This is a genomic window from Streptomyces sp. NRRL S-920 (assembly GCF_000717945.1).
In the GTDB taxonomy this organism is placed as follows: domain Bacteria; phylum Actinomycetota; class Actinomycetes; order Streptomycetales; family Streptomycetaceae; genus Streptomyces; species Streptomyces alboniger.
The window spans coordinates 26,854-49,261 of record NZ_JODF01000001.1 but is presented as its reverse complement, the minus strand read 5'-3'; the positions used below and the strand labels follow the sequence as shown (position 1 = coordinate 49,261).

Here is a 22,408-nt window from a genome sequence, read left to right as displayed (position 1 = left end):
AATTGCGGCGACTTCGACCCAGGGGAGAGATGAGCATGAAGAGGCGCAGCGTTCTGCTCGCGGCACTGGCGGCCACCGCCGCATCGGGCGGTACGGCGATGGCGGCGCGGAAACCCTCCGCGTCGGACAAGCGCGTAGTCGTCTATTACCAGACGCAGTACACGAATGGCACGTACGTGTCACCGCTCGCGCTCACCGAACGCAACACCGGCGTGACGGACGTGCTGGTGGCCGCGGTGCACCTCAATGACCTCAACGGCCCTTACGCCCCGGTGCACTTGAACGACGATCCGCCCCACTCGGCCAGGTACGACCGCATGTGGCGCGATCTGAAGGCCTTGCAGGGCAAGGGCGTGCACGTGCTCGCGATGGTCGGTGGCGCGGCTCCCGGGAGCTTCACCCGGCTCGACAACGAATTCAGCACGTATTACCCGCTGTTGCGGGACTTCATCCGGCAGTACGACCTCGACGGCGTCGACCTCGATGTCGAGGAGGAGATGTCGCTGGCCGGAATCGAGCGCGTCATCAGTGCGCTGCGCGCCGACTTCGGTCCCGATTTCCTCATTACGCTCGCGCCGGTCGGCAGCGCGCTGAAGGGCGGCGGAAATCTCTCCGGGTTCGACTACGACGACCTTTACCGCAGCCGCGGCGGTGACATAGCGTGGTTCAACGCGCAGTTCTACAACGGCTGGGGCCGTATGAACTCCACGGCCGATTACGACGCCATCATCGCGCGCGGCCTGATTCCCGCGTCCAAGGTGGTCGCGGGCACGCTGACCTCACCGGCCAACGGCGGCAGCGGCTATGTCGGCATGACGACGCTCAAGTCGACGCTGCGCGCGCTCGCGGCCAAGCACCGGGGGTTCGGCGGCGTGGCCGGTTGGGAGTACTTCAACTCCGCGCCCGGCGGCACCGCCGCGCCCTGGAAGTGGGCGGCCGAGGTCTCCTCCGTACTGAAGCGCTGACACCCCGACACAGGTCACAGCCACAAGGCCTCGGCGACGGTCATCCCCGCGAAGGCCGCGCCGAGGCCCGCGAGGACGCTGCCGAGCGCGTTGGCGACCGCGTAGAACCGCGCCCCCTCCTCGGCGAGCCGCAGCGTCTCGTACGAGAAGGTCGAGTACGTCGTCAGGGCCCCGCACAGTCCGGTGCCGAGGAACAGCTGCGCCTGGGAGGACGCGGCGCCCGCCGCGGTGGCGCCGGTGAGCACGCCGAGGACCAGGCTCCCCACGACGTTGACGGTGAAGGTCCCCCAGGGGAAGTCCGTGCCGTGGCGTGCCTGGACGGCGCGGTCGGTCAGATAGCGCAGCGGCGCGCCGATCATCCCGCCGGCGACCACGATCAGCCAGTTCACGACGACCGCCTCCACATCACCAGCCGGCGCGTCGTCCACGCCGCGCTCCCCACCGCGGCGAGCGCGACGAGCAGGGTCAGTGCCAGGTAGGCCAGCGCCGTGCGGGCGTGGCCGCCGCTCGCGAGGCGCTCGATGTCCACCGCGTACGTCGAGAAGGTGGTGAAGCCGCCGAGCACGCCCGTGCCGAAGAACGGCCGCACCAGGCGGTGCGCGGCCCACACGTGGGTGATCAGCACCATGAAGACGCCGATGACCGCGCAGCCGAGGGCGTTCACCGCGAGTGTCGCCCAGGGGAAGTCATGGGCCGCCACCGGCCACAGGAGGGACACGCCATAGCGCGCCGACGCCCCGATGCCGCCGCCCACCGCCACGGCGGCGACGATCTGACCCTGCCCGCCGCGTGACCGCCCGTCTGTGGGTTCGCCGGTCGCTTCGGGCCGCCGGGCTTCCATGGGTGTACGCCTCCTACTCGCCGTCGCCCGTCGGCAGGCGCGCTCGTCCGCAAGGAGGGACCGTCGGCGGCGGTTCGCCGCGGTTCGGGTACGGCGGGCCCCACCGCCGCGCGGCGCGAAGACGCAAGATCGCCGCTGGTACCAGGCTAACCCGGCAGGGCGAGTGGGACATGGCGCGTGGCGCGGCCGTGGGCGTCGAGGAGCCACCCCATGCGCTTGGGCGAGTGGAGGCCCACCGTGCGGTCCCTGACCTCCAGCGCCGGGAAGCGCCGGGTGAGGGCCAACTCAAAGGGGGCGACGGCGTCCAGGCCGGGCAGCCAGACGATGGCGAGGAGGTTGTGCGGGCCGCTGACGGAGGCACACATGCGGACCTGCTCCATGCGGGCCAGCGCGTTCCCGATGGGGTCGAGGTCGGCGTGCGGGACGGTCGCACGGTAGATCACCATGGTCGAGAGGCCCGCCAGGGGGTGCGCGAGGTCGCAGCGGAAGGTGATGTCGCCGCCGTTGATCAGACGCCGGAGCCTGCGCCGGGCGGTGTGCTCGCTGATGCCGGTCGCCGCGCCGAGTTCGGTGTAGCCGAGCCTGCCGTCGCCGCCGAGGACCCTGACCAGGTCCTGGTTGTCCGCCACCCGGGAGCCGTGCGCGTCCGTGCCGCGAGTGGTGTGAGTGGTGTGCCGCACGGCACGCGGCGGGGACAGGGTGGCGCGGCCCGCCGGTTCCATCGCGCGGATCCGCCAGTCGCCCCCTTCGCCGTAGAGCCTGATGCCGAGCCGGGTGCGCGTGGAGCGCACACCCGGCAGGCCGCCGATGGCGCCGTGCACCGAGCGGCCGAGCGAGGGCAGGTCGGTGGCGGCGACGGACACGAAGAGGTCGAAGTCCCCCGCCGTCTCGTCGATGCTGAACACCCACGGCAGTTCGGCGAGGGCGGCGACGACCGTTTGCAGGGAGCGCGGACGGCAGCGCACCTCGACGTAGGCGACGGTCGCCAGCTTCGCCGAGGCGTGGGCGGTGATCCAGGCGAGGCGGCCCGTATGCAGGCGCTCCCAGCGGCGGGCCGCGGTGGTCGCGTCCACGCCGAGCGCGCGGCCGATGCGGGTCCACGGGGCGCGGGGCGCGGATTGCAGGGCGTCGACGAGCGCGAGGTCCAGCTCGGAGAACCGGGTGTCGGAATCCGGGGCGATCTCGCGTGGGGAGACGCTTTCCGGCAATTTCGCTCCTCCTTCGTGCCCGGGCCGGATCGTGGGGGTACGTGCCGGCCGACGCCCAGTATCGGCCCCTGTCGAGAGGAGTGCCGTATCCGTGTCCGCTCGGCGCCCGCCCCCCCCTGGTCGCCCTGTCCACCTTGGAGCACTCATGACATCTGCCGATCACATCCGCACGCCCGCACCCGTGGCCCCGCTACTGTCCGGCCTCGACGGCCGGCTGCCCGGTCTGCGCACGCTCTACGAGGACCTGCACGCCCACCCCGAGCTGTCCTTCCAGGAGGTGCGTACCGCGGGCGTCGCCGCCGCGCGGCTGCGGGAGCAGGGCTGGGAGGTCACCGAAGGGGTGGCCGGTACGGGAGTGGTCGGTGTGCTCACCGCGGGCGAGGGGCCGGTGGTGCTGCTGCGCGCCGACATGGACGGGCTGCCGGTCAAGGAGGAGACGGGACTCCCGTACGCCTCCGAGCGGACCGCGGTCGGCAGTGACGGGGAGGAGGTCCCCGTGATGCACGCGTGCGGGCACGACCTGCACGTCGCCTGCCTGCTCGGCGCCGCCGCGCAGCTGGCCGCCAACCGGAAGGCCTGGCGCGGCACGGTGGTGGCGGTGTTCCAGCCGGCCGAGGAGGTGGGCGGGGCCCCGGCGATGATCGAGGACGGCTTCCGTGAGCGCTTCCCGCGCCCCGAGGTGTGCCTGGGCCAGCATGTGGCGCCCGCGCCCGTCGGCTTCGTCGGCACCCGGCCGGGGCCGCTGATGGCGGCTTCCGACAGTCTGCGGGTGCGGCTCTTCGGGCGCGGCGGGCACGGTTCGATGCCCGAGAGCACCGTGGACCCGGTCGTGCTCGCGGCCGCGGTCGTGCTGCGCCTCCAGACCGTGGTCTCGCGAGAGGTGGGAGCGGCGCAGGCGGCCGTGGTGACCGTCGGGGCGATCCACGGCGGCACCAAGGAGAACATCATCCCGGACATGGTCGAACTCCAGGTCAACATCCGCTCCACGACCCCCGCCGTACGGGAACGGGTCCTCGCCGCCGTCGAGCGGATCATCCGCGCCGAGGCGGCCGCGTCCGGCGCCCCCAGGGAGCCGGAGATCACGGAGCTGAACTCCTTCCCCGTCACCGTGAATGACCCCGCGGCCACCGCCACGGTCCACGCCGCCCTCACCGCGGCCCTCGGCGAGGGGCACGTGTTCACCCTGCCGCGGCCGCTGATCGGCAGCGAGGACTTCGGCGCCTTCGGCACCGCGCTCGAAGTCCCCTCCGTCTTCTGGCACTTCGGCGGCGCCGACCCCGCCCTGTTCGCGGGCCTGGACCCCGATGCCCTGCTGGAGGACGGGATGCCGCCCACCATCCCCGCCAACCACTCCGCCCTGTTCGCGCCGCTGCCCGGCCCCGCCATCGAGGTGGGCGTGACGGCGCTGCTCGCGGCGGCGGCGCAGTGGCTGACGGACACGGCCGAGGCGAACCGCAGGCCCTAGGGCGTGTCCGGAAAGTCCCGTCGTTCGCCCGCAGGGCGGGCGTCGCGGCGTCCGGTGCGTGCTCTCGGCGTGCCGGCCGGAAGCCCTCGTACTGGGCGTACTCGGGCTTTCGGCCGACGCGGCGAGAGTGCGTGCCGGGGCGTCGCGACGCAGGCGGGACTTTACGGACACGCCCTAGCGAGGACCGGCGCGCACTGCTCCAGTGGGTCGCCCGCGGGTGAGGTTCAGCCGCGGTAGGTCTCCAGGAGCCGGAGCCAGACCTCGCTGATCGTCGGGTAGGCCGGGACCGCGTGCCACAGGCGGTCCAGGGGGATCTCCCCCGCCACCGCCATCGTCGCCGAGTGGATGAGTTCGCCGACGCCGGGGCCGACGAAGGTGACGCCGAGGAGGATCTCGCGGTCCAGGTCGACGACCATGCGGGCGCGGCCCCGGTAGCCGTCGGCGTAGAGGCCCGCGCCCGCGACGCCCGCCATGTCGTAGTCGACGGCCCGCACCCGGTGCCCCGCGGCCTCGGCCTCGGCGAGGGTCAGGCCCGCCGAGGCCGCCTCGGGGTCGGTGAAGACCACCTGGGGTACGGCGGCGTGGTCGGCGGTGGCGGCGTGGGCGCCCCAGCGGTCGGTCTCCAGGAGGGGGACGCCCTGGGCGCGGGCGGCGATGGCGGCGCCCGCGACGCGGGCCTGGTACTTGCCCTGGTGGGTGAGGAGCGCGCGGTGGTTCACATCGCCCACCGCGTACAGCCAGTCGCTGCCCGCCACGCGCAGGCTCTCGTCGACCGGCAGCCACGAGCCGGGCTCCAGGCCCACCGTCTCCAGGCCGATGTCGTCGGTGCGCGGGGCGCGGCCCGTCGCGAAGAGGATCTCGTCCGCCCGGAGGGTCGAGCCGTCGTCCAGGGTCGCCGTGACCGTGCCGTTCTCGCGTGTGACGGCGGTGACGGAGACCCCGGAGCGGATCTCGGCGCCCGCCTCCCTCAGGGCCTCCTGGACCAGCTCGCCCGCGAACGGCTCCATGCGGGGCAGCAGGCCCCCGCCGCGCACGAGCACGGTCACGCTCGATCCGAGCGCCTGCCAGGCCGTGGCCATCTCCACGGCGACGACACCGCCGCCCACTACCAGGAGGCGGTCGGGGACGTGGTCCGCGGCGGTCGCCTCGCGGCTCGTCCACGGCTTGACGTCGGCGAGGCCCGGCAGGTCGGGCAGGGCCGCGCGGGTGCCGGTGCAGACGGCGACGGCGTGGCGGGCCCGCAGCGCGGTCTCGGTGCCGTCCGTGCCGGTGACCGTGACCTGGCGGGGGCCCGCGACGCGGCCGTGGCCCCGGTAGAGGTCGACGCCGACGCCCTCCAGCCAGCCGACCTGGCCGTCGTCCTTCCAGTGCGAGGTGTAGTCGTCGCGGTGCGCGAGGACCGCGGCCGCGTCGAGCGGACCCCCGACGGACTGGCGCAGCCCGGGGACGCGGCGGGCGTCCGCGCGGGCGATGACGGGGCGCAGCAGGGCCTTGCTGGGCATGCACGCCCAATAGGAGCACTCGCCTCCGACGAGTTCGCTCTCCACGATCGCGGCGCTCAGCCCCGCCGCGCGGGCCCGATCCGCGACGTTCTCCCCCACGGGACCCGCACCGATGACTACTACGTCGTACGTCTTGGCATCCGTCATGGGGACAGTCTGTCGGCAGGTGTGCGCCGTGGCCACATGGGTAAGCGCGCGGAACACGCCCGTGCGCGCACGGATCAGTTCCGCGCGCGGACGGGCGGAATACGTTCGCACCATCGGCCGTTGTGCACAGCGGCCATGCCCCATACAGGAAGCAGGGACACCATGAGCAACGCGACTCTGGAGCTGACCAAGGAGAACTTCGACCAGACGGTCACGGACAACGAGTTCGTTCTGATCGACTTCTGGGCTTCGTGGTGCGGTCCTTGCAAGCAGTTCGCCCCGGTCTACGAGAAGGCCGCCGAGGCCAACCCCGACCTGGTCTTCGCCAAGGTCGACACGGAGGCCCAGCCTGAGCTGGCCGCCGCCTTCAACATCCAGTCCATCCCGACCCTGATGATCGTCCGCGATCAGGTCGCGGTCTTCGCCCAGCCGGGCGCGCTGCCCGAGGCGGCGCTGACGGACGTCATCGGGCAGGCCAGGAACCTGGACATGGACGAGGTGCGCAAGCAGGTCGCCGAGGAGCAGTCCAAGCAGCAGGAACAGGAGCAGTGAGCCACCGGTAGTTCAGGAGATCAGGGGCCGGGCCGCCGAGGTCCGGCCCCGGAGCCCGGCGCGGGCTCTCAGCTGGACTCGCGGTGCACGACGGCCGCTCCGAGCATGTCGTGCACCTCGGGTTCGGCGCCCGGGTCGCGCACCACGCGGTCGACCAGTTCCGCGAGACCGCGGCCGGAGGGCAGCTCGATGCGGACGGTGCTGAGCCGGGGCCTCAGCAGTCTGCCGAGCATGAGGTCGTCGGAGCCGATGACGGCCGCCTCTTCGGGGACCGCGATGCCTTCGTCCTGGAGAGCCCGCATCAGCAGCATCGCGTACTCGTCGTTGTACGCGAAGACGCCTTCGAGGCCCAGTGCGCGCCAGCGCGCCGCGAGCCCGGCGGCGGACCCCTCCGTGTAGGCGAGGGGCAGTTCCGTGACCGAGGCGCCCGCGATGTGCGCGTCCGCGACGGCGGCGCGAAGGCCCTCGACGCGGGGCCGGGAGAAGAGGTCGAGGCCGGGCTCCTCGGGGACGACGGCGCCGATCCGGCGCCGCCCTTGGGCCAGCAGGTGCCGGGCGGCGGCCTCTCCCACCCGGCGTCCGTCCATCAGGAGCGCGTGCGCGCCCTCGACGCGCTGCGGGCCGAGCGTGAAGACCGCCTTGGCGCCCGACCGCTTCAGGACCGTCACGCCGTGCGGCCCGAGGGCGGAGGTGTCGGGGGCGAGGACGGCCACGGGACGCAGCTCGGCCCAGGCGCGGGCGGCGTCCTCGCCGGTCATGCCGAGGCTCGCGTACTGCACGACGGTGTAGTCGAGGCGGCTGAGCGCCCATTGCAGTTCGTTGAAGAACCGGCTGAAGAGCGGGCCCATCGGGATCTCCGACGTGGGCATGAGAACCATGCGGCTGTGTCCGGCGCGCAGGCTGCGGGCGGCCGCGTGCGGGACGTATCCCAGTTCCCTCGCGGCCTCGTGGACGCGGCGGCGGGTGGGCTCGCTGATCCGTACGGTGCCTGCGTTGTTGAGGACGTAGCTGACGGTCGCGCGGGAGACGCCCGCGAGGCGTGCGACGTCGGCGCTCGTCGGCACCGAGCGCTTGGCCGGCTGCTGGTTCGGTATCTGCACCATGACGTCGGCATCCTCGCAGACGGCGGTGGGCGGCCCAACGGCGGGCACCGGGTGAATTTCCCTGCCACGGTTCGGTCTTGTCCCCTCCGCTGTCGTTCCGCGGCCGGCTACTCGCCGGTTAACGTGCGGGCACGTGTCGTCGACCGAAGGTGTCCCCACATGAGTGCCGACCGTGCCGAAGGCCTGACCCGTACCGCTCGCGCGCTGGCCGAGGGGGAGGTGTCCTCCCGTGCGCTGACCGAGCGGGCGCTGGCCAGGATCGAGGCGGCGCAGCCCTCGCTGAACGCCTTCAAGCGGGTGCGGGCCGAGGCCGCGCTCGCCGAGGCGGACGCCGCCGACCGGGAGTTGGCCGCGGGCGGGCCGTTCCCGGGGCGGCCGTTGCTGGGGGTGCCGCTGGCCGTCAAGGACGACATGGATGTGGCGGGTGAGCCGACCGCGTTCGGATGCAGGGGTGACTTCCCGCCGAAGTCCGAGGACTGCGAGGCCGTGCGGCGGCTGCGGGCGTCCGGTGCCGTGATCGTCGGCAAGACCAATACGTGCGAGCTGGGGCAGTGGCCCTTCACGGAGGGCCCCGGCTTCGGCGACACGCGCAATCCGTGGAATCCCGGTCATACGCCGGGCGGTTCGTCGGGCGGCTCGGCGGCCGCGGTGGCCGCGGGCCTGGTCCCCGCGGCGCTCGGGTCGGACGGGGCGGGTTCGGTACGGATACCCGCCGCCTGGACCCATCTGGTCGGCATCAAGCCGCAGCGCGGCCGGATATCGACGTGGCCGTGGCCCGAGGCGTTCCACGGCATCACCGTCAACGGCCCGCTCGCCAGGACGGTCGCCGATGCCGCGCTGCTCCTCGACGCGGCGAGCGGCAGCCACCGGGGTGATCTGCACCGGCCGCCCGCGGTTCGGGCCGCCGAGGCCGCCACCCGCGACCCGGGGCGGCTGCGGATAGCGCTGTCGCTGCGCATGCCGTTCACGGCGACGCCCAAGCGGTTGCATCCGGCGGTGCGGCAGCGGGTCGTCGCGCTGGCGGACCGGCTCGCCGCGCTCGGGCACGACGTGGCGGAGGCCGACCCGGACTACGGTCGGATAGGGCTGGCGTTCGTGCCGCGCGCCACGGCGGGCATCGCGGAGTGGGCGCGGCACGTCCCCGACAGCTCACTCCTCGACCGGCGCACCCGTGAGGCGGCGCGTATGGGGCGCCTGCTGGGCGGCGCGCCGCTGCGCCTGGCCCGCCGCGCCGAGGCCGCGCTGCACCGTCGGGTGGGGGCGGTCTTCTCCACGTACGACGTGGTGATCGCGCCGACGACGGCCACTCCCCCGCCGCGGATCGGCGCGCTGGCGGAGATGAGCGGCTGGCGCACCGACCAGGCGATGATCGCCGCCTGCCCCTACGCCTGGCCGTGGAACGTCCTCGGCTGGCCGGGCGTCAACGTCCCCGCGGGGCGGGTCGCGGGCTCTCTGCCGGTCGGCGCCCAGCTGCTCGGCCCCGCGGGCAGCGAGCCGCTGCTGGTATCCCTGGCCGCGCAGTTGGAGGCGGACCAGCGGTGGTACGAGCAGTGGCCGGCGCCGGCCCAGGAGGCGGAACGGGCGGCATGACCCGGCGCGGCGCCCGCCCGGCCGGGGCGCCGGCGTCGGCTCTCAGAACTCCGCCAGCGTCCGCCACAGCTGCGGGTCCTCGAAGCCGAGTGCCCACAGCGCGGTGTGGGCCACGCCGTGGCGCCGCAGGACGGGCAGGTGGGCGGCGGTCCCGCGCGCGTCCTGGTACCAGACCTCCCGGGTCGTCCCGCCTTCCCGGTAGGTGAAGTGGGGTGTGCTGGAGGCGGGGTCGATGCGGTAGGGCGCGCCGACCTTGCGGCGCAGCGCCTCCGCTTGTCTGGACGTCACGGCACGGGCGCGCCCGGGTGTGCCGACGGCCCAGTCCCAGCCGTAGGCGGGCAGTCCCATCTCCAGTTTGGCGGGCGGTACTTCGGCGGTGGCGCGGCGCAGGATCTCGTCGTACCAGGCGGGGCTGGACAGGGGGCCGGGGGCGCCTTCGGCCCAGTGGAGGTTGTACGCCATGATGCGCAGCCGGTCGGCGGCGGCGCCGAGCCGCTTGTAGTCCCAGACGCGGCCGGTGCCCGCGGTCTTCGGCGAGACGGTGATGACGCACTGCTTGCTCAGGGCGTGCAGCCGGTCGCAGAGGTCGGTGACCATCGTGGCGTATCCGTCGCGGACCTTCTCGTATGTGGCGTCGCCGGTCGGCGCGATGGTCTCGTAGTCGAGGTCGAGGCCGTCGTAGTCACGTCTTCGTACGACGTCGAGCAGGGTCTCGATGTGGGTGGCGCGGCGGGTCGGGTCGGTCACCACGCCGGCGAGGGCGTCGCGCGGCATCCTCTCCATGACGGTCGGCACGACCTTGATGCCGGCGCCGTGCAGCCCGTCGATGACGCGCCGCTCCTCCGCGTGGAGGTGCGGGTCGACCCGTCCGGCCGACTTCGTCTCGTACCAGAAGGGGCTGACGGTGTGCAGCTGGTCCGCGTGGCGCAGGGCGGTGTCGTACGCGGTGTCCTGGTCCCAGTACGGGAGCCAGGCGGAGGCCGTGCGGGGCGGCGAGGCCGGGGCGGGCGGGGGGACCGGGTCGGAGAGGGCCCGGGCCGACGGGAGCGCCGCTGCCGCCGTCGCGAGAGCGGCGAGGGCGACGAGGGCGCGGGCGCGGCGCGGGTGACGAAGCATCATTAACCGAGCGTGCGGGGCGCCGGGGGCTTGTGCCGCGCGGGTTGGGCCGGACAGGTTCCGCGGCCCGGTACGAGAACGGCTTCAGGGGCACTCTTGTGCGAACGGCCTTGAGGGTTTTGGGTGTGACGAGCACCTACGATTGGAAGGATCCCCGCATGCCCGAGGGAGACTGTACGAAGCACCTGATACCGCCACACGCCAAGGCACCGGACCCGGTGACCGAGGCGGAAGTGGAGGCGCTGGTCCGCGGCATCTGCTTCAAGACAGGGCCGCCCCGCTTCACCGGTGTCGAGCTGGAATGGCTCGTCCACGAGCCCGGACTGGCCCATCTGCCCGTCCCCACCGCCCGTCTCGAAGCGGCCTATGCCGCTCTGCGGGCCCTGCCCCTGCACGCGTCCGTCACCGTCGAACCCGGCGGCCAGCTGGAGCTAAGCTCGCTGCCCGCCGCTTCCCTGACGGAGTGCGTCTCGGCCATGCGGGCCGATCTCGGCCTCGTCCGTGACGCGTTACTCCCCCATCGCCTCACCCTCAGCGGGCTCGGCGCCGACCCGTGGCGGCCGCCGTCGCGGATCCTGCGCGAGCCGCGCTACGACGCGCTGGAGTCCTGCCTCGACCGCGGCGGCCCCGCCGGGCGCCGCATGATGTGCTCGACGGCCTCCGTGCAGATCTGTCTGGACGCCGGGTACGAGGAGCCGGGCCCGCTCGGCTACGCGCGCCGCTGGCGGCTGGCGCATCTGCTGGGTCCCGTCCTGGTCGCCGCCTTCGCCAACTCCCCGCTCCAGGAGGGCCGCCCGACCGGCTGGCGCTCCACGCGGCAGGCGGTGTGGGCGGGCATCGAGCCGGGCAGGTCCGGCGCCCCGCCGCTGGAGGGCGAGCCGCGCGAGACCTGGACGCGGCACGCGCTCGACGCGCCGGTCATGTGCGTCAAGAGGCCGCCGGGCGAGGGTCCCTGGAGCGCCCCGGACGGGCTGACGTTCCGGTCCTGGGCCCGCTCGGGCGTGCCGCGGCCGCCGACGCGCGACGACCTCGACTACCACCTGACCACGCTCTTCCCGCCGGTCCGCCCGCGCGGCCACCTGGAGCTGCGGATGGTCGACGCGCAGCCGGGCGAGGACGGCTGGATCGTGCCGCTCGCCGTGACGAGCGCGCTGTTCGACGACCCGGAGGCCGCCGAGACCGCCTACCGGGCCGTCAAGCCGCTCGCCGAGCGGGAGGGGCCGCCGGGCGCCCCCGCCGCGCCGCACAGCCCGCTGTGGCTGGACGCGGCACGCCATGGCATGGCGGACACCGAGCTGCGGGACGCCGCCGCCGTCTGCTTCGCCGCCGCCGTCGACGCGCTGCCCCGGATGGGCGCGGACGCGTCCGTACGGGACGCGGTCGCGACGTACGCCGACCGGTATGTCGCGCGGGGCCGCTGCCCGGCCGACGACCTGCTGGACGGCCTCGGCGACGCGCATGGACACCAGGAGACCACGGGGAAGGACGCCCGCCGATGAACGGCCCCACCACCGACCCGGAAGCCCTGCGCGAGCGTGCGCTCGCCGCGCTGCTGGCCGCCCGGGACCGCACGACCCTCCTCACCACGTGTGTCGAGGACGCCGAACTGACGGCTCAGCACTCGCCGTTGATGTCACCGCTGGTCTGGGACCTCGCGCACATAGGCAACCAGGAGGAGCAGTGGCTGCTGCGCGCCGTCGCGGGCCGTGACGCGATGCGGCCCGAGATCGACCCGCTCTACGACGCCTTCGAGCACCCCCGCTCACAGCGGCCGAGCCTTCCGCTGCTCGCGCCCGCCGAGGCCAGGGGCTACGCGGCCGAGGTGCGGGGGCGCGCTCTCGACGTGCTGGAGAAGACGCCCTTCGGGGGTACGCCGCTCACCGACGCGGGCTTCGCGTTCGGGATGATCGCCCAGCACGAGCAGCAGCACGACGAGACGATGCTCATCACGCACCAGCTGCGGTCGGGCCCCACCTCGCTCACCGCGCCGGACCCGGAGCCGTTCCCGCCGTTCGCCGGTCCCGACGAAGTCCTGGTCCCCGGCGGCCCGTTCACGATGGGCACCTCCACCGAACCGTGGGCCCTGGACAACGAACGCCCCGCGCACCGCCGTCTGGTCCCGCCGTTCTTCATCGACACCACACCGGTGACGAACGCCGCGTACCAGCGGTTCATCGACGACGGGGGCTACGAGGAGATGCGCTGGTGGTCGCCCGCGGGCTGGGCGATGGTGCGGCAGAACAACCTGCGCGCACCGCTGTTCTGGCGCCGCGAGGGCGGCCAGTGGCTGCGGCGCCACTTCGGTTCGGTCGAGCCGGTGCCCGCCGACGAGCCGGTGCTGCACGTGAGCTGGTACGAGGCCGACGCCTACGCGCGCTGGGCGGGCCGGCGCCTGCCCAGCGAGGAGGAGTGGGAGAAGGCCGCCCGGCACGACCCGGTGACCGACCGCTCCACGCGCTACCCGTGGGGCGACGCCGACCCCACGCCCGAGCGGGCGAACCTGGGGCAACGGCACCTGCGCCCGGCCCCCGCGGGCAGCTATCCGGCCGGTGAGTCACCGCTGGGCGTGCGGCAGCTGATCGGCGACGTGTGGGAGTGGACGTCCAGCGACTTCCTGCCCTACCCCGGCTTCGCCGCCTTCCCCTACCGCGAGTACTCGGACGTCTTCTTCGGCGGCGACTACAAGGTGCTGCGCGGCGGGGCGTTCTCCGTGGACGCGGTGGCCTGCCGGGGCACGTTCCGCAACTGGGACCATCCGGTGCGGCGGCAGATCTTCTCCGGGTTCCGCACCGCACGGGACGCCGGTCCGACGGAGACCCCGGCCCCGGAGGCGGTCTGATGTGCCGTCACCTGGCTTTCCTCGGCCCGCCGGAGCCGCTGGGCACGGTCCTCGTGGAGCCCGCGCACAGCCTGTACCGCCAGTCGTGGGCGCCTCGCCGGCAGCGGTACGGCACGGTCAACGCCGATGGTTTCGGCGTCGGCTGGTACGCGGACGGCGATCGTGTGCCCGCCCGCTACCGCCGCTCCGGGCCGATCTGGGGCGACCAGTCCTTCGCCGACCTCGCCCGCGTCGTCCGCTCCGGGGCGCTGCTCGCGGCGGTGCGGGACGCCACGGTGGCGGGCGCGGACGGCGAGGCCGCGGCCGCGCCGTTCGCCTCCGGGCCCTGGCTGTTCAGCCACAACGGCGCGGTGCGGGGCTGGCCGGGATCGCTCGCCGCCCTCGCCGAGGCGCTGCCCCCGGCCGAGCTGCTCTCGATGGAGGCGCGCTGCGACTCCGCGCTGGTGTGGGCGCTCGTCCTGCACCGGCTGCGCGACGGCGACGAGGAGGGGCAGGCCCTGGCCGACACCGTCCTCGACGTCGCCGCGGCGGCCCCCGGCTCGCGCCTCAACCTCCTGCTGACCAACGGCGACACGATCACCGCGACCGCCTGGGGCGACACCCTCTGGTACCTCGCCGAGCCGGGCCGCCGCACGGTGGTCGCCTCCGAGCCCTACGACGACGATCCGCACTGGCGCGAGGTGCCCGACCGCACCCTGCTCGCCGCAAGCCGCACCGACATACTGCTGACACCGCTCAAGGAGCCCACTGCGTGAGCCCGTTCCTGCTGACCCGCACCCTGCCCGAGGACGCCACCGGCGCCGCGCTGCGCGCCGACGTACGGCACGGCCTGACGGGCGCCTCGAAGACCCTGCCGCCCAAGTGGTTCTACGACGCGCGCGGCAGCGCCCTCTTCGAGGAGATCACCACCCTGCCCGAGTACTACCCGACCCGCGCCGAGCGCGAGATCCTGGTCACCCGCGCCGCCGAGATCGCCGAGGTCACGGGCGTACGCACCCTGATCGAGCTGGGCTCGGGCTCCTCGGAGAAGACCCGCCACCTGATCGACGCCATGCCCTCCCTGCACACCTACGTACCCGTGGACGTGAGCGAGAGCGCGCTGACCGGCGCGGCGAACACGCTGCTCGCGCGGCGGCCCTCGCTCGACGTGCACGCCCTGATCGCCGACTTCACGCGTGGCCTCGCGCTGCCGGGCACGCCGGGCCCGCGTCTGGTCGCGTTCCTCGGCGGCACGATCGGCAACCTCCTGCCCGCCGAGCGCACGGCGTTCCTCTCCTCGGTGCGCGACCTGCTCTCCCCCGGCGACGCGCTGCTCCTCGGCACCGATCTGGTGAAGGACGAGTCGGTGCTCGTCTCGGCCTACGACGACGCGGCGGGCATGACCGCCTCGTTCAACAAGAACGTGCTCGCGGTCATGAACCGCGAGCTGGAGGCGGACTTCGACCCCGACGCCTTCGAGCACGTCGCCGTCTGGGACCGCGAGCGGGAGTGGATCGAGATGCGGCTGCGCTCGACGGCCGACCAGACGGTGAAGATCCCCGCGCTCGGCCTGGCGGTCGACTTCGCCGCGGGCGAGGAGATGCGCACGGAGATCTCGGCCAAGTTCAGACAGGACGGAGTGCGGGCCGAACTGGCCGCGTCCGGACTGGATCTGACGCACTGGTGGACGGATGAGCGGGGGCGCTTCGCGCTGTCGCTGAGTTCGCCTGTGTAGGGGGCCGGGCCGCTGTGGGGGGGCGGGGCCTGTCCGTGCACGGGCACGGCCCCGCCGTCACAGCCCCTCGATGTCCAGCGCCCTGGTGATCTTGCGGGAGGCTTCGCGGGCCCGCGTCGCCGGGTCGGCGCCCGTCAGGACCTCGGTCATATAGCCCTTGATGGGGTTGTCGGCCTCGACGGACGCCCAGCGCGGCGAGTTGGGGGTCGCCCGGCCGTTCGCCGCGCCGGCGGCCATCGCCGCGACGCCCGCCTCGCCCGCCACGGCGGGGGCCAGCTTCGCCTTGTTGGGCACGTAGTTCATGGTCCTCGCCAGGTCGGTCTGCCACTTCTTTCCGGCCAGGGCCTCGATCACCTCGACGGCGCCCCTGTGGTCCTCGCTGCGCTCGGGCACGATGAGGTCGGAGCCGCCGGTGAAGACCGCGCCGGGCTTGCCCGCCTTCTTGCCGGGGATCGGGAAGTAGCCGAGTTTCCCCTTCAGTTCGGGGTTCTTCTCCTCGATGGCGCGGGCCGCTCCGGGCACCGCGACGATCTGCGCGACATCGCCGCCCGCGAACACCCCCGCCTGCGCCGGGTGTTCCTCGTCGGCGTCGCGCGGGCCCCGGCCGAGGGACTGGAGGCGCTGGTAGAACGCCATGCCGCGCAGCGCCGCGGCCGAGTGCAGGGTGCCGCGCCAGTCGCCGGACGACTCCTTGGTCTCCTTGGCGAGGTCGCCGCCCTCGTCCCAGATGAATCCGGCGAGCGTGTACCAGTCCTGGCCAGCGAGGTAGATGCCCTGGTTCCCCCCGGAGTTGAGCTTGCGCGTGTCGGCGATCCACTCCTCGCGGGTGCGTGGTGGCCTGGTGATGCCCGCCTCGGCGAAGAGGTCCTTGTTGTAGATGACCACGCGGTTGGCGGCGTACCAGGGGATGCCGTACTGGCCCCCGTTGTAGCGGCCCGGTTCGGCGAGGCCGGGCAGCCAGTCGTCCATGCCGAGGTCGCGCGCGGACTCCAGGGTCAGGTTGTACAGGCCGCCCTCGTCGACGTACTGGGCGACCTGGGTGTTGCCGACCTCGATGACATCGGGCGCGTCGTCGCCGGTCGCCTTGAGCGCCTTCTTGACCTTGGCGCCGATGCCCGTCCACTCCTGGACCCGGATGTCCAGGTCGATGGCCTCGTGCTCCTTCTCGAAGTCCTCGGTGAAGCGTTCGACGAACTCCGGCGACGCGCTGCCCTGCATCATCCAGACGGTGACGGTGCGGCGCTCGTCCTCGCCGGGCAGCAGCCCGCACCCGGCGAGCGTCAGGGTCGAGGAGAGGGCCAGGGCCAGCGGCATGGCGGCGCGGCGGTGCGGCTTCACGTGGGTCACTTTCTGCCTGCGGACAGGGGAAGGTCAGCCCGACGCGGGGGGTGAGCGGATGGCTCGAACGGGTACTGGCTGGATTTTGGTCCGTACCAATGAACCGGTCAAGGGGGTAACCGCCGGATACTGGGCCGGATACCCCCTGGGGTACGCCGTCTCGCGCGTCCGCACGCGCTGGTGCACGGTGGAGTGACGCACTCCGTGATGTCAGCCAACGTCCAGGAGGAACCCCTTCATGTCGGACCACACCTACCGCGTGACCGAGATCGTCGGCACCTCGCACGAGGGTGTCGACCAGGCGATCCGCAACGGGATCGCGCGCGCCTCGCAGACGCTCCGTTCGCTCGACTGGTTCGAGGTCACGCAAGTGCGGGGGCATATCGAGAACGGGGAGATCCAGCACTACCAGGTCGGGCTGAAGGTCGGATTCCGCCTGGAGGACGGAGACCAGGCGTAGGCGCGGCGGCGAACCGGCGGGGCCGGCGGGGCCGGCGGGCGGGAATCATCGCGGGCGTGTGGTGTTGAACCGTGCGTGAAGTCAGTGATCGCGGCAACCCGGTTCTCCGTCCTCGACCGTTCGCGCACCCGTGAGGGGCACGACGGGCCCGAGGCCCTGCGCGCCACCGTGCGCCTGGCCCAGGAGCTGGAAGCCCTCGGCTACCACCGTTTCTGGGTCTCCGAGCACCACGGAGTGCCGGGTGTCGCGGGCTCCGCGCCCACGGTCCTCGCCTCGGCCGTCGCGGCGGCCACGCGCACCATCCGGGTCGGCACCGGCGGCGTGATGCTGCCCAACCACCGGTCGCTGGTCGTGGCCGAGCAGTTCGGGGTGCTGGAGTCGCTCTTCCCGGGCCGGATCGACATGGGGCTCGGCCGTTCCGTCGGGTTCACGGACGGGGTCCGCAAGGCGCTCGGCCGCGACAAGCACGACGCGGAGGACTTCGCCGGGCAACTGGCCGAGCTGCTCGGCTGGTTCCGCGGCACGTCCGCCACCGGCGTGCGGGCCCGCCCGGCGGAGGGCCTCACCGTCCCGCCGTACGTCCTCGCGGTCGGCGAGGGCGCCACGATCGCCGCCGAGGCGGGCCTCCCGCTGGCCATCGGGGACATCAGGGGCCGCGAGAAGATGCTGCGCGGCATCGAGACGTACCGCGGCTCGTTCCGGCCCTCGCCCTGGCTCGCGGAGCCGTACGTCATGATCGCGGGCACGGTCGCCGTCGCGGGGAGCGAGGAGGAGGCCCGCCGCCTGCTGATCCCGGAGGCCTGGTCGATGGCGTACTCCCGTACGCATGGGACGTTCCCGCCGCTGCCGCCCGCCGAGCGCGTGGAGTCCCTGACGATGACGGACAAGGAGCGCGGCTTCTACGAGTCGGGGTTGCGCGGCCATGTGTACGGCACCCGGGAGCAGGTCGCGGACCAGCTGGAGCGGGTGATCAAGGAGAGCGGCGCTCAGGAGGTGCTGGTGACGACCAGTACGTACGACCGTACGGGCCTCCTGGACTCCTTCCGGCACCTGGCCGAGGTCGCGGAGCTGCGCCCGGCCTGAGTCCCTGGTCCCGGACGCCTGAGTTCCCGCCCGCACCGTCCGCCGGGATCGGACCGGGGTGGCACGGGCGGGCGCGGTGCCCCCGTGGCACGGGGGACGGTTCCAGCGGGCGCACCGCGGTCTCGGGTGGTGCCTCTCAGCAGGTGGCGGTCATGTCGTGGCCAGTGCCTCGGTCGGGGGCAGCCGGGCGGCTCGTACGGCCGGATAGAAACCGGCGAGGCCGCCGATGACCAGGGTCGCGCCGACCCCGCCGGCCATCGCCCAGAGGGGGACGACGGACGGCCAACCCTGGTAGGAGGCGTAGCCGCCGGTGACGGCGATGCCGAGCAGGACGCCGCCGAGGCCTCCGAGGGCGGACAGGAGCAGCGCCTCGGCCAGGAACTGCGTGCGTATCTGGCCGCGGGTGGCGCCCAGCGAGCGGCGCAGGCCGATCTCGGAGCGGCGTTCGAGCACGGAGATGACCATGGTGTTGGCCACGCCGACGCCGCCCACGAGCAGGGCGACCCCGCCGAGGCCGAGCAGCAGTCCGCTGAGGGCGTCGTCGGTGGCTTCCTTGGCGGCCAGCGCGTCGGAGGGCCGGGAGACGGTGGTCTCGCTGGGGGTCTCCGGGTTCGCGGTGGCGCCGAGGACGCTCTGGACGTCGTTGACGGCGGCTTCCTCGGCACGGGTGTAGATGGCCGTCGGGTAGCCGTCGAAGCCCAGCTCCTCCTCCGCGATCGTCCAGCCGACCAGCACCGAGGAGTCCAGCGAGGGCACGAGTTCGTTGGCGGCGAGCAGGCCGAGGACGGTGTACCAGCGCCCGTCGAGCCATACCCGCACGTCCGGTCCCGCCTTGTGCACGCCGAGCTGTTCGGCGGCCTTGGGGCCGAGGACGGCGGCCGGGTAGCGGCTGTTGGCGGAGTTGAGCCAGCGGCCGTCGACGATCTCGGCGCCGACGGACTTCGGCAGGTCGGTCCGGGCGGCGGCGACGGTGAGGCCGCCGGTCTCCTGCTTGGGGGTGCGGTCGTTGCGGTAGACCTTCGCGCTGGTCTTGCCGACGGCGGACACCGACTCCACGTCGTCCATGTTGCCGATCATCTCGACCGACTCGGCGGGCAGATGGGCCTCGTCGCCCACGAAGGACTGGCCGGGCGTGACCGTCAGGAGGTTGGTCCCCATGGCCTTGAGCCTGCGGTCGAGGTCCTCGGTGGACGAGGTGGAGATACCGACCACGCCGACCATCGCGGCGATGCCGATGGCGATGCCGAGCGCCGACAGGAACACCCGCATCGGCCGTGAGCGCAGTCCGGAGCCGCCGACGCGCAGTACGTCGGCCGGGTTCATCCGGGCGGGCTTCGGCCGCCGCGGCGGCTCGGGGCGCGCGGCGCGCTCCGGCTCCGCGGTCGTGTTCGTCGCGCTCATCGCACGGCCTCCTCGGGCACCAGGGACGTGGACGTGCCCGCGCCGCCGGAGTCGTGTTCCAGGCGGCCGTCCTTGACCCGCACCTCGCGGGGCAGGGTGGCGGCGATGTCCCGGTCGTGGGTGATGACGACCACGGTCGTACCGGCCTCGTGCAGCTCGTGCAGCAGCTCGATCACGACCGCGCCGGACCGTGAGTCCAGCGCGCCGGTCGGCTCGTCGGCCAGCAGCAGCGGCGGGTCGCCGAGCACGGCCCTGGCGATGGCCACGCGCTGCTTCTCGCCGCCGGACAACTGGTGCGGCTCGTGGTAGAGGCGGTGCCCGAGTCCGACGCGGCGCAGCGCCTTCTCGGCGAGGCGACGCCGTTCGCCGCGCGGCCTGCCGCTGTACAGCAGCCCGTCCGCGACACTGTCGAGCGCGGGCACTCCGGAGGCCAGGTGGAACTGCTGGAAGACGAAGCCGATGGTGCCGGCCCGCAGCGCGGACAGCTCGCGGTCGCTCAGGCTCGCCGCGTCGTGCCCGTCGATGCGCACCGTGCCCTGCGTCGGGCGGTCCAGGGTGCCCATGATGTTGAGCATCGTGGACTTGCCCGACCCCGACGGGCCGACGATGGCGAGGAGTTCACCTCGCCGGATGACGAGGTCCGCGTCGCGCAGGGCGGCGACATCCCCGTACGTCTTGGACACACCCGCCAGTTCGACGACCGGGCGGTCCGTGATCGCCCCCGTTGCCTCCCAGGTCACTTGGGGACCCCCACGACGGTGCCTTCCTTGATGCCGGTCCCGGAGATCTGGACCTTGCTGTCGGCGAACATGCCTGGCTTGACCGGGCGCAGCTCGGTGCCGTCCGCCGTGACGACCTCCACGGCGTAGCCGCCGCCCTTCCGCGCCACCAGGGCGTTGACGGGCACCACGAGGACGTCCTTGCGGGTCTCGGCCTTCAGCGTGACCTCGACGGCCGCGGCCTGGTAGCGGCCGAGCCCCTTCTGGTCCTTCACGGTCAGCTCGACGGGCAGAGTGGGGTCGTCGTCGCCGCCCGACCCGCCGGACCCGGAGTCGGACTCGCCGGAACCGGAGGAGTCCTCGCCCTTGGAGGTCGACGGCGTACCGATGTCGGTCACCTCGGCGGTGACGGTGGTGTCGTCCGGGAGCCTGACCGTGGCCTCGGTGCCCTTGTCGACCAGGTCCTCGAACTGCACGTCGAGGTCGATGCCGACGATGCGCTCGGTGCCGGTCCAGGACAGCAGGTTCCCGCTCAGGGCCGCGCCGGGGGTGGCGGTCACGTTCGCGACGCGCCTGGCCTCCGGGGCGACCAGGGCCTCCCCTGGCCTGACCTCGCCTGTCTCCTCGCGGTTGAGGCTGTCCTGCCAGTCCCGCACGGCCTCGGCGGTGGCGGAGTCGTACGTGTCGTCGACGGTGAAGCCGGTGTAGCCGAGGGCGCGGAGGTTCTTCTCCAGCATCTTGACGTCGGCGCCCTCCGAGCCCGGCTCAAGCGTGCGGTAGAGCGGGAAGGAGCCGTACAGGAGCGGGACCTTCCGCTCGTCGACGCGGTAGACGGTGTCGCCGCGCTTGACGACCTCGCCCTCCTCGGGGAGCCAGGTGACGATGCCGCCGTCACCGCCGGACGCGCCGCCCTTTCCGGCGGTGCCGTCGGCCGACGAGGCGGGGGCCTGCACGGTCTGCGCGTCGCCGTAGCCGAGGTTGCCGTCGACCGTCTCGGAGTCGGTCAGGGTGGTCCGTTCCACCTCGGCCGTCGCGGGCGGCCCGGTCGGTGCGGTGTTCGCGGAGTCCGTGCCGTCTCCGCCCAGGGTGCCGGTGGCGGCGATGCCCGCCGCGGCGGCGACGGCCGTCGCGGCGAGCACGATCAGGGCGGTGCGCAGCGGGCGCCGCCTGCGGGCGCTGCCCGGTTGCCCACCGTCCTTGGCGGGGTCCTCCTGGGCGGCCGTGTCGACTTCTTTGGCGGGCTCTTCCCCGGCGGGGGTGTCGAGGTCCTTCGACGTCTTGGTCGACACCTGCCCCGAGGTGTGGCGCTCCAGCGCCCCGGACTGCCTGTCCGGCGCCATCTCGTCCGTGCCGTCCGCGGTCACTGCCCACCCCCGGCGGGCCCGAACATGACGCCGCCGCCCGGGTACTTGCTCTGGCAGGTCTGCATGGCCTTGGTGAACGCCGCGCTCTGCGGGTCGACGCCCGCGCCGACGAGGTCGATGTTCATGGTGCCGCCGTTGATCTCGGGGTCGGGGAACTTCGGTACGCCGTTCTCGCGCAGGCACTTGGCCCACGCGGTGACCTTGGCCGAGTCGAGGGCCTCGCCGCCGCCTCCGCCGCCGCCGAGGCCCTGCGGTGCCTTGTCCTGGCAGGCCTCCGCGGCCTTCTTGAACGCGTCGGAGTTCGGGTCGGCGCCGCCGCCGTCCGGGGTCAGCTTGACGCCGCCGGTGTCCTGCTGCGGGTCGGGGAAGTCGGGAACTCCGTTGCTCCGCATGCACTCCGAGTAGGCCAGAGCCCGGTCGAAGGCGCTCGTCGGCGACGGGTCCTTGTCCTTCGACGCGGCGGAGGAGTCGCCCGAGCAGCCTGTCAGGGCTGCCCCTGTGAGGAAGAGGGAGGCGGCCAGGAGGGCGGGGGCGATGACTCGCTTGGATGCGACTCGCTCGTGCGCGGTCGCTCGCTCGTGTGTGAGGAACATGGACCACACTTCTACGCGGGCGGCGGTCACACGGCGGACACAAAGCGGGGCGTCCGCACAGTGCGCTCACCACCAGCGGTTTCCCGTGCGGGCATGCCGGACGGCCACGGGCCCGGTGGGCTCGTGGCCGTCGCCGCCGCGGGCGGGGCCGGTGGGTCTGGGCCTGCGCGCCCTACGCGTCCTGCGCGTCCCGCGCGTGCAGGGTGATCGCGCCGGTGGGGCACCTCGCGACCACGCCCTTCACCGCCTCGGCCAGGTCGGCGCCGGGCACCGGTGTCCTGAGCAGCACCTTGCCGTCGTCGTCCGACTGGTCGAAGACGGCGGGCAGGTAGCTCATGCACAGACTGGAGCCGGCGCACCGCTCCCGGTCCACCCGTATCTCCATCGACATCTCTTCCCTTCCTCCCT

Annotated in this window: 22 protein-coding genes; 10 read left to right on the top strand and 12 right to left on the bottom strand. The window is 73.2% G+C overall.

All coding sequences use genetic code 11. From position 1 onward, the window contains the following. The first annotated feature begins 35 nt into the window (after nucleotides 1-35). A complete protein-coding gene (locus IG54_RS0100135) occupies nucleotides 36-965 on the top strand; it encodes a glycosyl hydrolase family 18 protein (RefSeq protein ID WP_037895873.1) in 930 nt (309 codons plus the stop codon). Nucleotides 966-979: 14 nt separating this feature from the next. Here IG54_RS0100135 and crcB (IG54_RS0100130) read toward each other — a convergent pair whose 3' ends face one another. The 3 genes from crcB (IG54_RS0100130) to IG54_RS0100120 form a co-directional block, all read right to left on the bottom strand. Next, nucleotides 980-1,354: a fluoride efflux transporter CrcB gene (gene crcB, locus IG54_RS0100130; RefSeq protein ID WP_030775426.1), complete on the bottom strand. Its 375-nt coding sequence runs from the start codon at nucleotides 1,352-1,354 to the stop codon at nucleotides 980-982. After that, nucleotides 1,351-1,806 carry a fluoride efflux transporter CrcB gene (gene crcB, locus IG54_RS0100125; protein WP_051819154.1) on the bottom strand — a complete coding sequence of 152 codons (456 nt, stop codon included), beginning with the start codon at nucleotides 1,804-1,806 and terminating at the stop codon, nucleotides 1,351-1,353. The genes crcB (IG54_RS0100130) and crcB (IG54_RS0100125) overlap by 4 nt, the downstream gene beginning before the upstream one ends. A 146-nt stretch (nucleotides 1,807-1,952) precedes the next feature. Further along, nucleotides 1,953-3,014, bottom strand: a complete 1,062-nt coding sequence (locus IG54_RS0100120) for an Lrp/AsnC family transcriptional regulator (RefSeq protein ID WP_051819153.1) — start codon at nucleotides 3,012-3,014, stop codon at nucleotides 1,953-1,955. Nucleotides 3,015-3,159: 145 nt separating this feature from the next. Here IG54_RS0100120 and IG54_RS0100115 point away from each other — a divergent pair, with 145 nt between their 5' ends. Further along, nucleotides 3,160-4,479, top strand: coding sequence for an amidohydrolase (locus tag IG54_RS0100115; RefSeq protein ID WP_030775418.1), 1,320 nt, complete (start codon nucleotides 3,160-3,162; stop codon nucleotides 4,477-4,479). A 224-nt stretch (nucleotides 4,480-4,703) separates the two neighbouring features. Here IG54_RS0100115 and IG54_RS0100110 read toward each other — a convergent pair whose 3' ends face one another. Next, nucleotides 4,704-6,128: a dihydrolipoyl dehydrogenase family protein gene (locus IG54_RS0100110; RefSeq protein WP_030775416.1), complete on the bottom strand. Its 1,425-nt coding sequence runs from the start codon at nucleotides 6,126-6,128 to the stop codon at nucleotides 4,704-4,706. A gap of 162 nt (nucleotides 6,129-6,290) precedes the next feature. Here IG54_RS0100110 and trxA point away from each other — a divergent pair, with 162 nt between their 5' ends. Further along, entirely contained in the window at nucleotides 6,291-6,680 is a 390-nt protein-coding gene (gene trxA / locus IG54_RS0100105; RefSeq protein WP_030775414.1) for a thioredoxin, read from the top strand. A gap of 68 nt (nucleotides 6,681-6,748) precedes the next feature. Here the strand turns inward: trxA and IG54_RS0100100 are convergent, their stop codons facing one another. Beyond that, nucleotides 6,749-7,783, bottom strand: coding sequence for a LacI family DNA-binding transcriptional regulator (locus IG54_RS0100100; protein ID WP_030775412.1), 1,035 nt, complete (start codon nucleotides 7,781-7,783; stop codon nucleotides 6,749-6,751). Between the two features lie 159 nt (nucleotides 7,784-7,942). Here IG54_RS0100100 and IG54_RS0100095 point away from each other — a divergent pair, with 159 nt between their 5' ends. Beyond that, a complete protein-coding gene (locus tag IG54_RS0100095) occupies nucleotides 7,943-9,373 on the top strand; it encodes an amidase (protein WP_030775410.1) in 1,431 nt (476 codons plus the stop codon). 42 nt (nucleotides 9,374-9,415) lie between these two features. Here IG54_RS0100095 and IG54_RS0100090 read toward each other — a convergent pair whose 3' ends face one another. Next, nucleotides 9,416-10,492 carry a glycosyl hydrolase family 18 protein gene (locus tag IG54_RS0100090; protein ID WP_234335898.1) on the bottom strand — a complete coding sequence of 359 codons (1,077 nt, stop codon included), beginning with the start codon at nucleotides 10,490-10,492 and terminating at the stop codon, nucleotides 9,416-9,418. 155 nt (nucleotides 10,493-10,647) lie between these two features. Between IG54_RS0100090 and egtA the strand changes: the two genes are divergently transcribed. Genes egtA through egtD form a run of 4 tightly spaced genes read left to right on the top strand, consistent with a single transcriptional unit; the run spans nucleotide 10,648 to nucleotide 15,042 of the window. Then, nucleotides 10,648-11,988, top strand: a complete 1,341-nt coding sequence (gene egtA / locus IG54_RS0100085; protein ID WP_051819152.1) for an ergothioneine biosynthesis glutamate--cysteine ligase EgtA — start codon at nucleotides 10,648-10,650, stop codon at nucleotides 11,986-11,988. Beyond that, a complete protein-coding gene (gene egtB / locus IG54_RS0100080) occupies nucleotides 11,985-13,328 on the top strand; it encodes an ergothioneine biosynthesis protein EgtB (protein WP_030775401.1) in 1,344 nt (447 codons plus the stop codon). The genes egtA and egtB overlap by 4 nt, the downstream gene beginning before the upstream one ends. Then, the gene (egtC, locus tag IG54_RS0100075) at nucleotides 13,328-14,083 is read left to right on the top strand and encodes an ergothioneine biosynthesis protein EgtC (RefSeq protein WP_030775391.1); all 756 of its coding nucleotides are present in this window, start codon (nucleotides 13,328-13,330) and stop codon (nucleotides 14,081-14,083) included. Before egtB ends, egtC begins: the two co-directional genes overlap by 1 nt. After that, nucleotides 14,080-15,042 carry an L-histidine N(alpha)-methyltransferase gene (gene egtD / locus IG54_RS0100070; RefSeq protein ID WP_030775387.1) on the top strand — a complete coding sequence of 321 codons (963 nt, stop codon included), beginning with the start codon at nucleotides 14,080-14,082 and terminating at the stop codon, nucleotides 15,040-15,042. The genes egtC and egtD overlap by 4 nt, the downstream gene beginning before the upstream one ends. A 57-nt stretch (nucleotides 15,043-15,099) precedes the next feature. Here the strand turns inward: egtD and IG54_RS0100065 are convergent, their stop codons facing one another. Further along, nucleotides 15,100-16,356, bottom strand: a complete 1,257-nt coding sequence (locus IG54_RS0100065) for an extracellular solute-binding protein (RefSeq protein ID WP_030775384.1) — start codon at nucleotides 16,354-16,356, stop codon at nucleotides 15,100-15,102. A 262-nt stretch (nucleotides 16,357-16,618) separates the two neighbouring features. On the opposite strand from IG54_RS0100065, the gene IG54_RS0100060 reads away from it, so the two are divergent. Together IG54_RS0100060 and IG54_RS0100055 are read left to right on the top strand one after the other, a co-directional pair. Then, nucleotides 16,619-16,840 (top strand): dodecin, encoded by a 222-nt coding sequence (locus tag IG54_RS0100060; RefSeq protein ID WP_030775381.1) that lies wholly within the window; start codon nucleotides 16,619-16,621, stop codon nucleotides 16,838-16,840. A gap of 75 nt (nucleotides 16,841-16,915) precedes the next feature. Then, the gene (locus IG54_RS0100055) at nucleotides 16,916-17,923 is read left to right on the top strand and encodes an LLM class flavin-dependent oxidoreductase (protein WP_030775378.1); all 1,008 of its coding nucleotides are present in this window, start codon (nucleotides 16,916-16,918) and stop codon (nucleotides 17,921-17,923) included. Nucleotides 17,924-18,073: 150 nt separating this feature from the next. Here IG54_RS0100055 and IG54_RS0100050 read toward each other — a convergent pair whose 3' ends face one another. The 5 genes from IG54_RS0100050 to IG54_RS0100030 form a co-directional block, all read right to left on the bottom strand. After that, nucleotides 18,074-19,324, bottom strand: coding sequence for an ABC transporter permease (locus IG54_RS0100050; protein ID WP_030775375.1), 1,251 nt, complete (start codon nucleotides 19,322-19,324; stop codon nucleotides 18,074-18,076). Then, a complete protein-coding gene (locus IG54_RS0100045; RefSeq protein WP_234335896.1) occupies nucleotides 19,321-20,064 on the bottom strand; it encodes an ABC transporter ATP-binding protein in 744 nt (247 codons plus the stop codon). Before IG54_RS0100045 ends, IG54_RS0100050 begins: the two co-directional genes overlap by 4 nt. Next, nucleotides 20,061-21,407 (bottom strand): peptidoglycan-binding protein, encoded by a 1,347-nt coding sequence (locus IG54_RS0100040; protein ID WP_234335894.1) that lies wholly within the window; start codon nucleotides 21,405-21,407, stop codon nucleotides 20,061-20,063. The genes IG54_RS0100045 and IG54_RS0100040 overlap by 4 nt, the downstream gene beginning before the upstream one ends. Then, nucleotides 21,404-22,000 carry a hypothetical protein gene (locus IG54_RS0100035; protein WP_051819151.1) on the bottom strand — a complete coding sequence of 199 codons (597 nt, stop codon included), beginning with the start codon at nucleotides 21,998-22,000 and terminating at the stop codon, nucleotides 21,404-21,406. The genes IG54_RS0100040 and IG54_RS0100035 overlap by 4 nt, the downstream gene beginning before the upstream one ends. A gap of 172 nt (nucleotides 22,001-22,172) precedes the next feature. Next, a complete protein-coding gene (locus IG54_RS0100030; RefSeq protein WP_234335892.1) occupies nucleotides 22,173-22,391 on the bottom strand; it encodes a ferredoxin in 219 nt (72 codons plus the stop codon). Nucleotides 22,392-22,408: the final 17 nt, after the last annotated feature.

Bases quoted from the DNA above. Each gene is read 5' to 3' on its own strand.
- IG54_RS0100135 (WP_037895873.1), top strand. From the start codon at position 36: ATGAAGAGGCGCAGCGTTCTGCTCGCGGCACTGGCGGCCACCGCCGCA.
- crcB (WP_051819154.1), bottom strand. From the start codon at position 1,806: ATGGAAGCCCGGCGGCCCGAAGCGACCGGCGAACCCACAGACGGGCGG.
- IG54_RS0100115 (WP_030775418.1), top strand. From the start codon at position 3,160: ATGACATCTGCCGATCACATCCGCACGCCCGCACCCGTGGCCCCGCTA.
- IG54_RS0100110 (WP_030775416.1), bottom strand. From the start codon at position 6,128: ATGACGGATGCCAAGACGTACGACGTAGTAGTCATCGGTGCGGGTCCC.
- trxA (WP_030775414.1), top strand. From the start codon at position 6,291: ATGAGCAACGCGACTCTGGAGCTGACCAAGGAGAACTTCGACCAGACG.
- IG54_RS0100100 (WP_030775412.1), bottom strand. From the start codon at position 7,783: ATGGTGCAGATACCGAACCAGCAGCCGGCCAAGCGCTCGGTGCCGACG.
- IG54_RS0100095 (WP_030775410.1), top strand. From the start codon at position 7,943: ATGAGTGCCGACCGTGCCGAAGGCCTGACCCGTACCGCTCGCGCGCTG.
- IG54_RS0100090 (WP_234335898.1), bottom strand. From the start codon at position 10,492: ATGATGCTTCGTCACCCGCGCCGCGCCCGCGCCCTCGTCGCCCTCGCC.
- egtA (WP_051819152.1), top strand. From the start codon at position 10,648: ATGCCCGAGGGAGACTGTACGAAGCACCTGATACCGCCACACGCCAAG.
- egtB (WP_030775401.1), top strand. From the start codon at position 11,985: ATGAACGGCCCCACCACCGACCCGGAAGCCCTGCGCGAGCGTGCGCTC.
- egtC (WP_030775391.1), top strand. From the start codon at position 13,328: ATGTGCCGTCACCTGGCTTTCCTCGGCCCGCCGGAGCCGCTGGGCACG.
- IG54_RS0100065 (WP_030775384.1), bottom strand. From the start codon at position 16,356: ATGCCGCTGGCCCTGGCCCTCTCCTCGACCCTGACGCTCGCCGGGTGC.
- IG54_RS0100060 (WP_030775381.1), top strand. From the start codon at position 16,619: ATGTCGGACCACACCTACCGCGTGACCGAGATCGTCGGCACCTCGCAC.
- IG54_RS0100050 (WP_030775375.1), bottom strand. From the start codon at position 19,324: ATGAGCGCGACGAACACGACCGCGGAGCCGGAGCGCGCCGCGCGCCCC.
- IG54_RS0100035 (WP_051819151.1), bottom strand. From the start codon at position 22,000: ATGTTCCTCACACACGAGCGAGCGACCGCGCACGAGCGAGTCGCATCC.
- IG54_RS0100030 (WP_234335892.1), bottom strand. From the start codon at position 22,391: ATGTCGATGGAGATACGGGTGGACCGGGAGCGGTGCGCCGGCTCCAGT.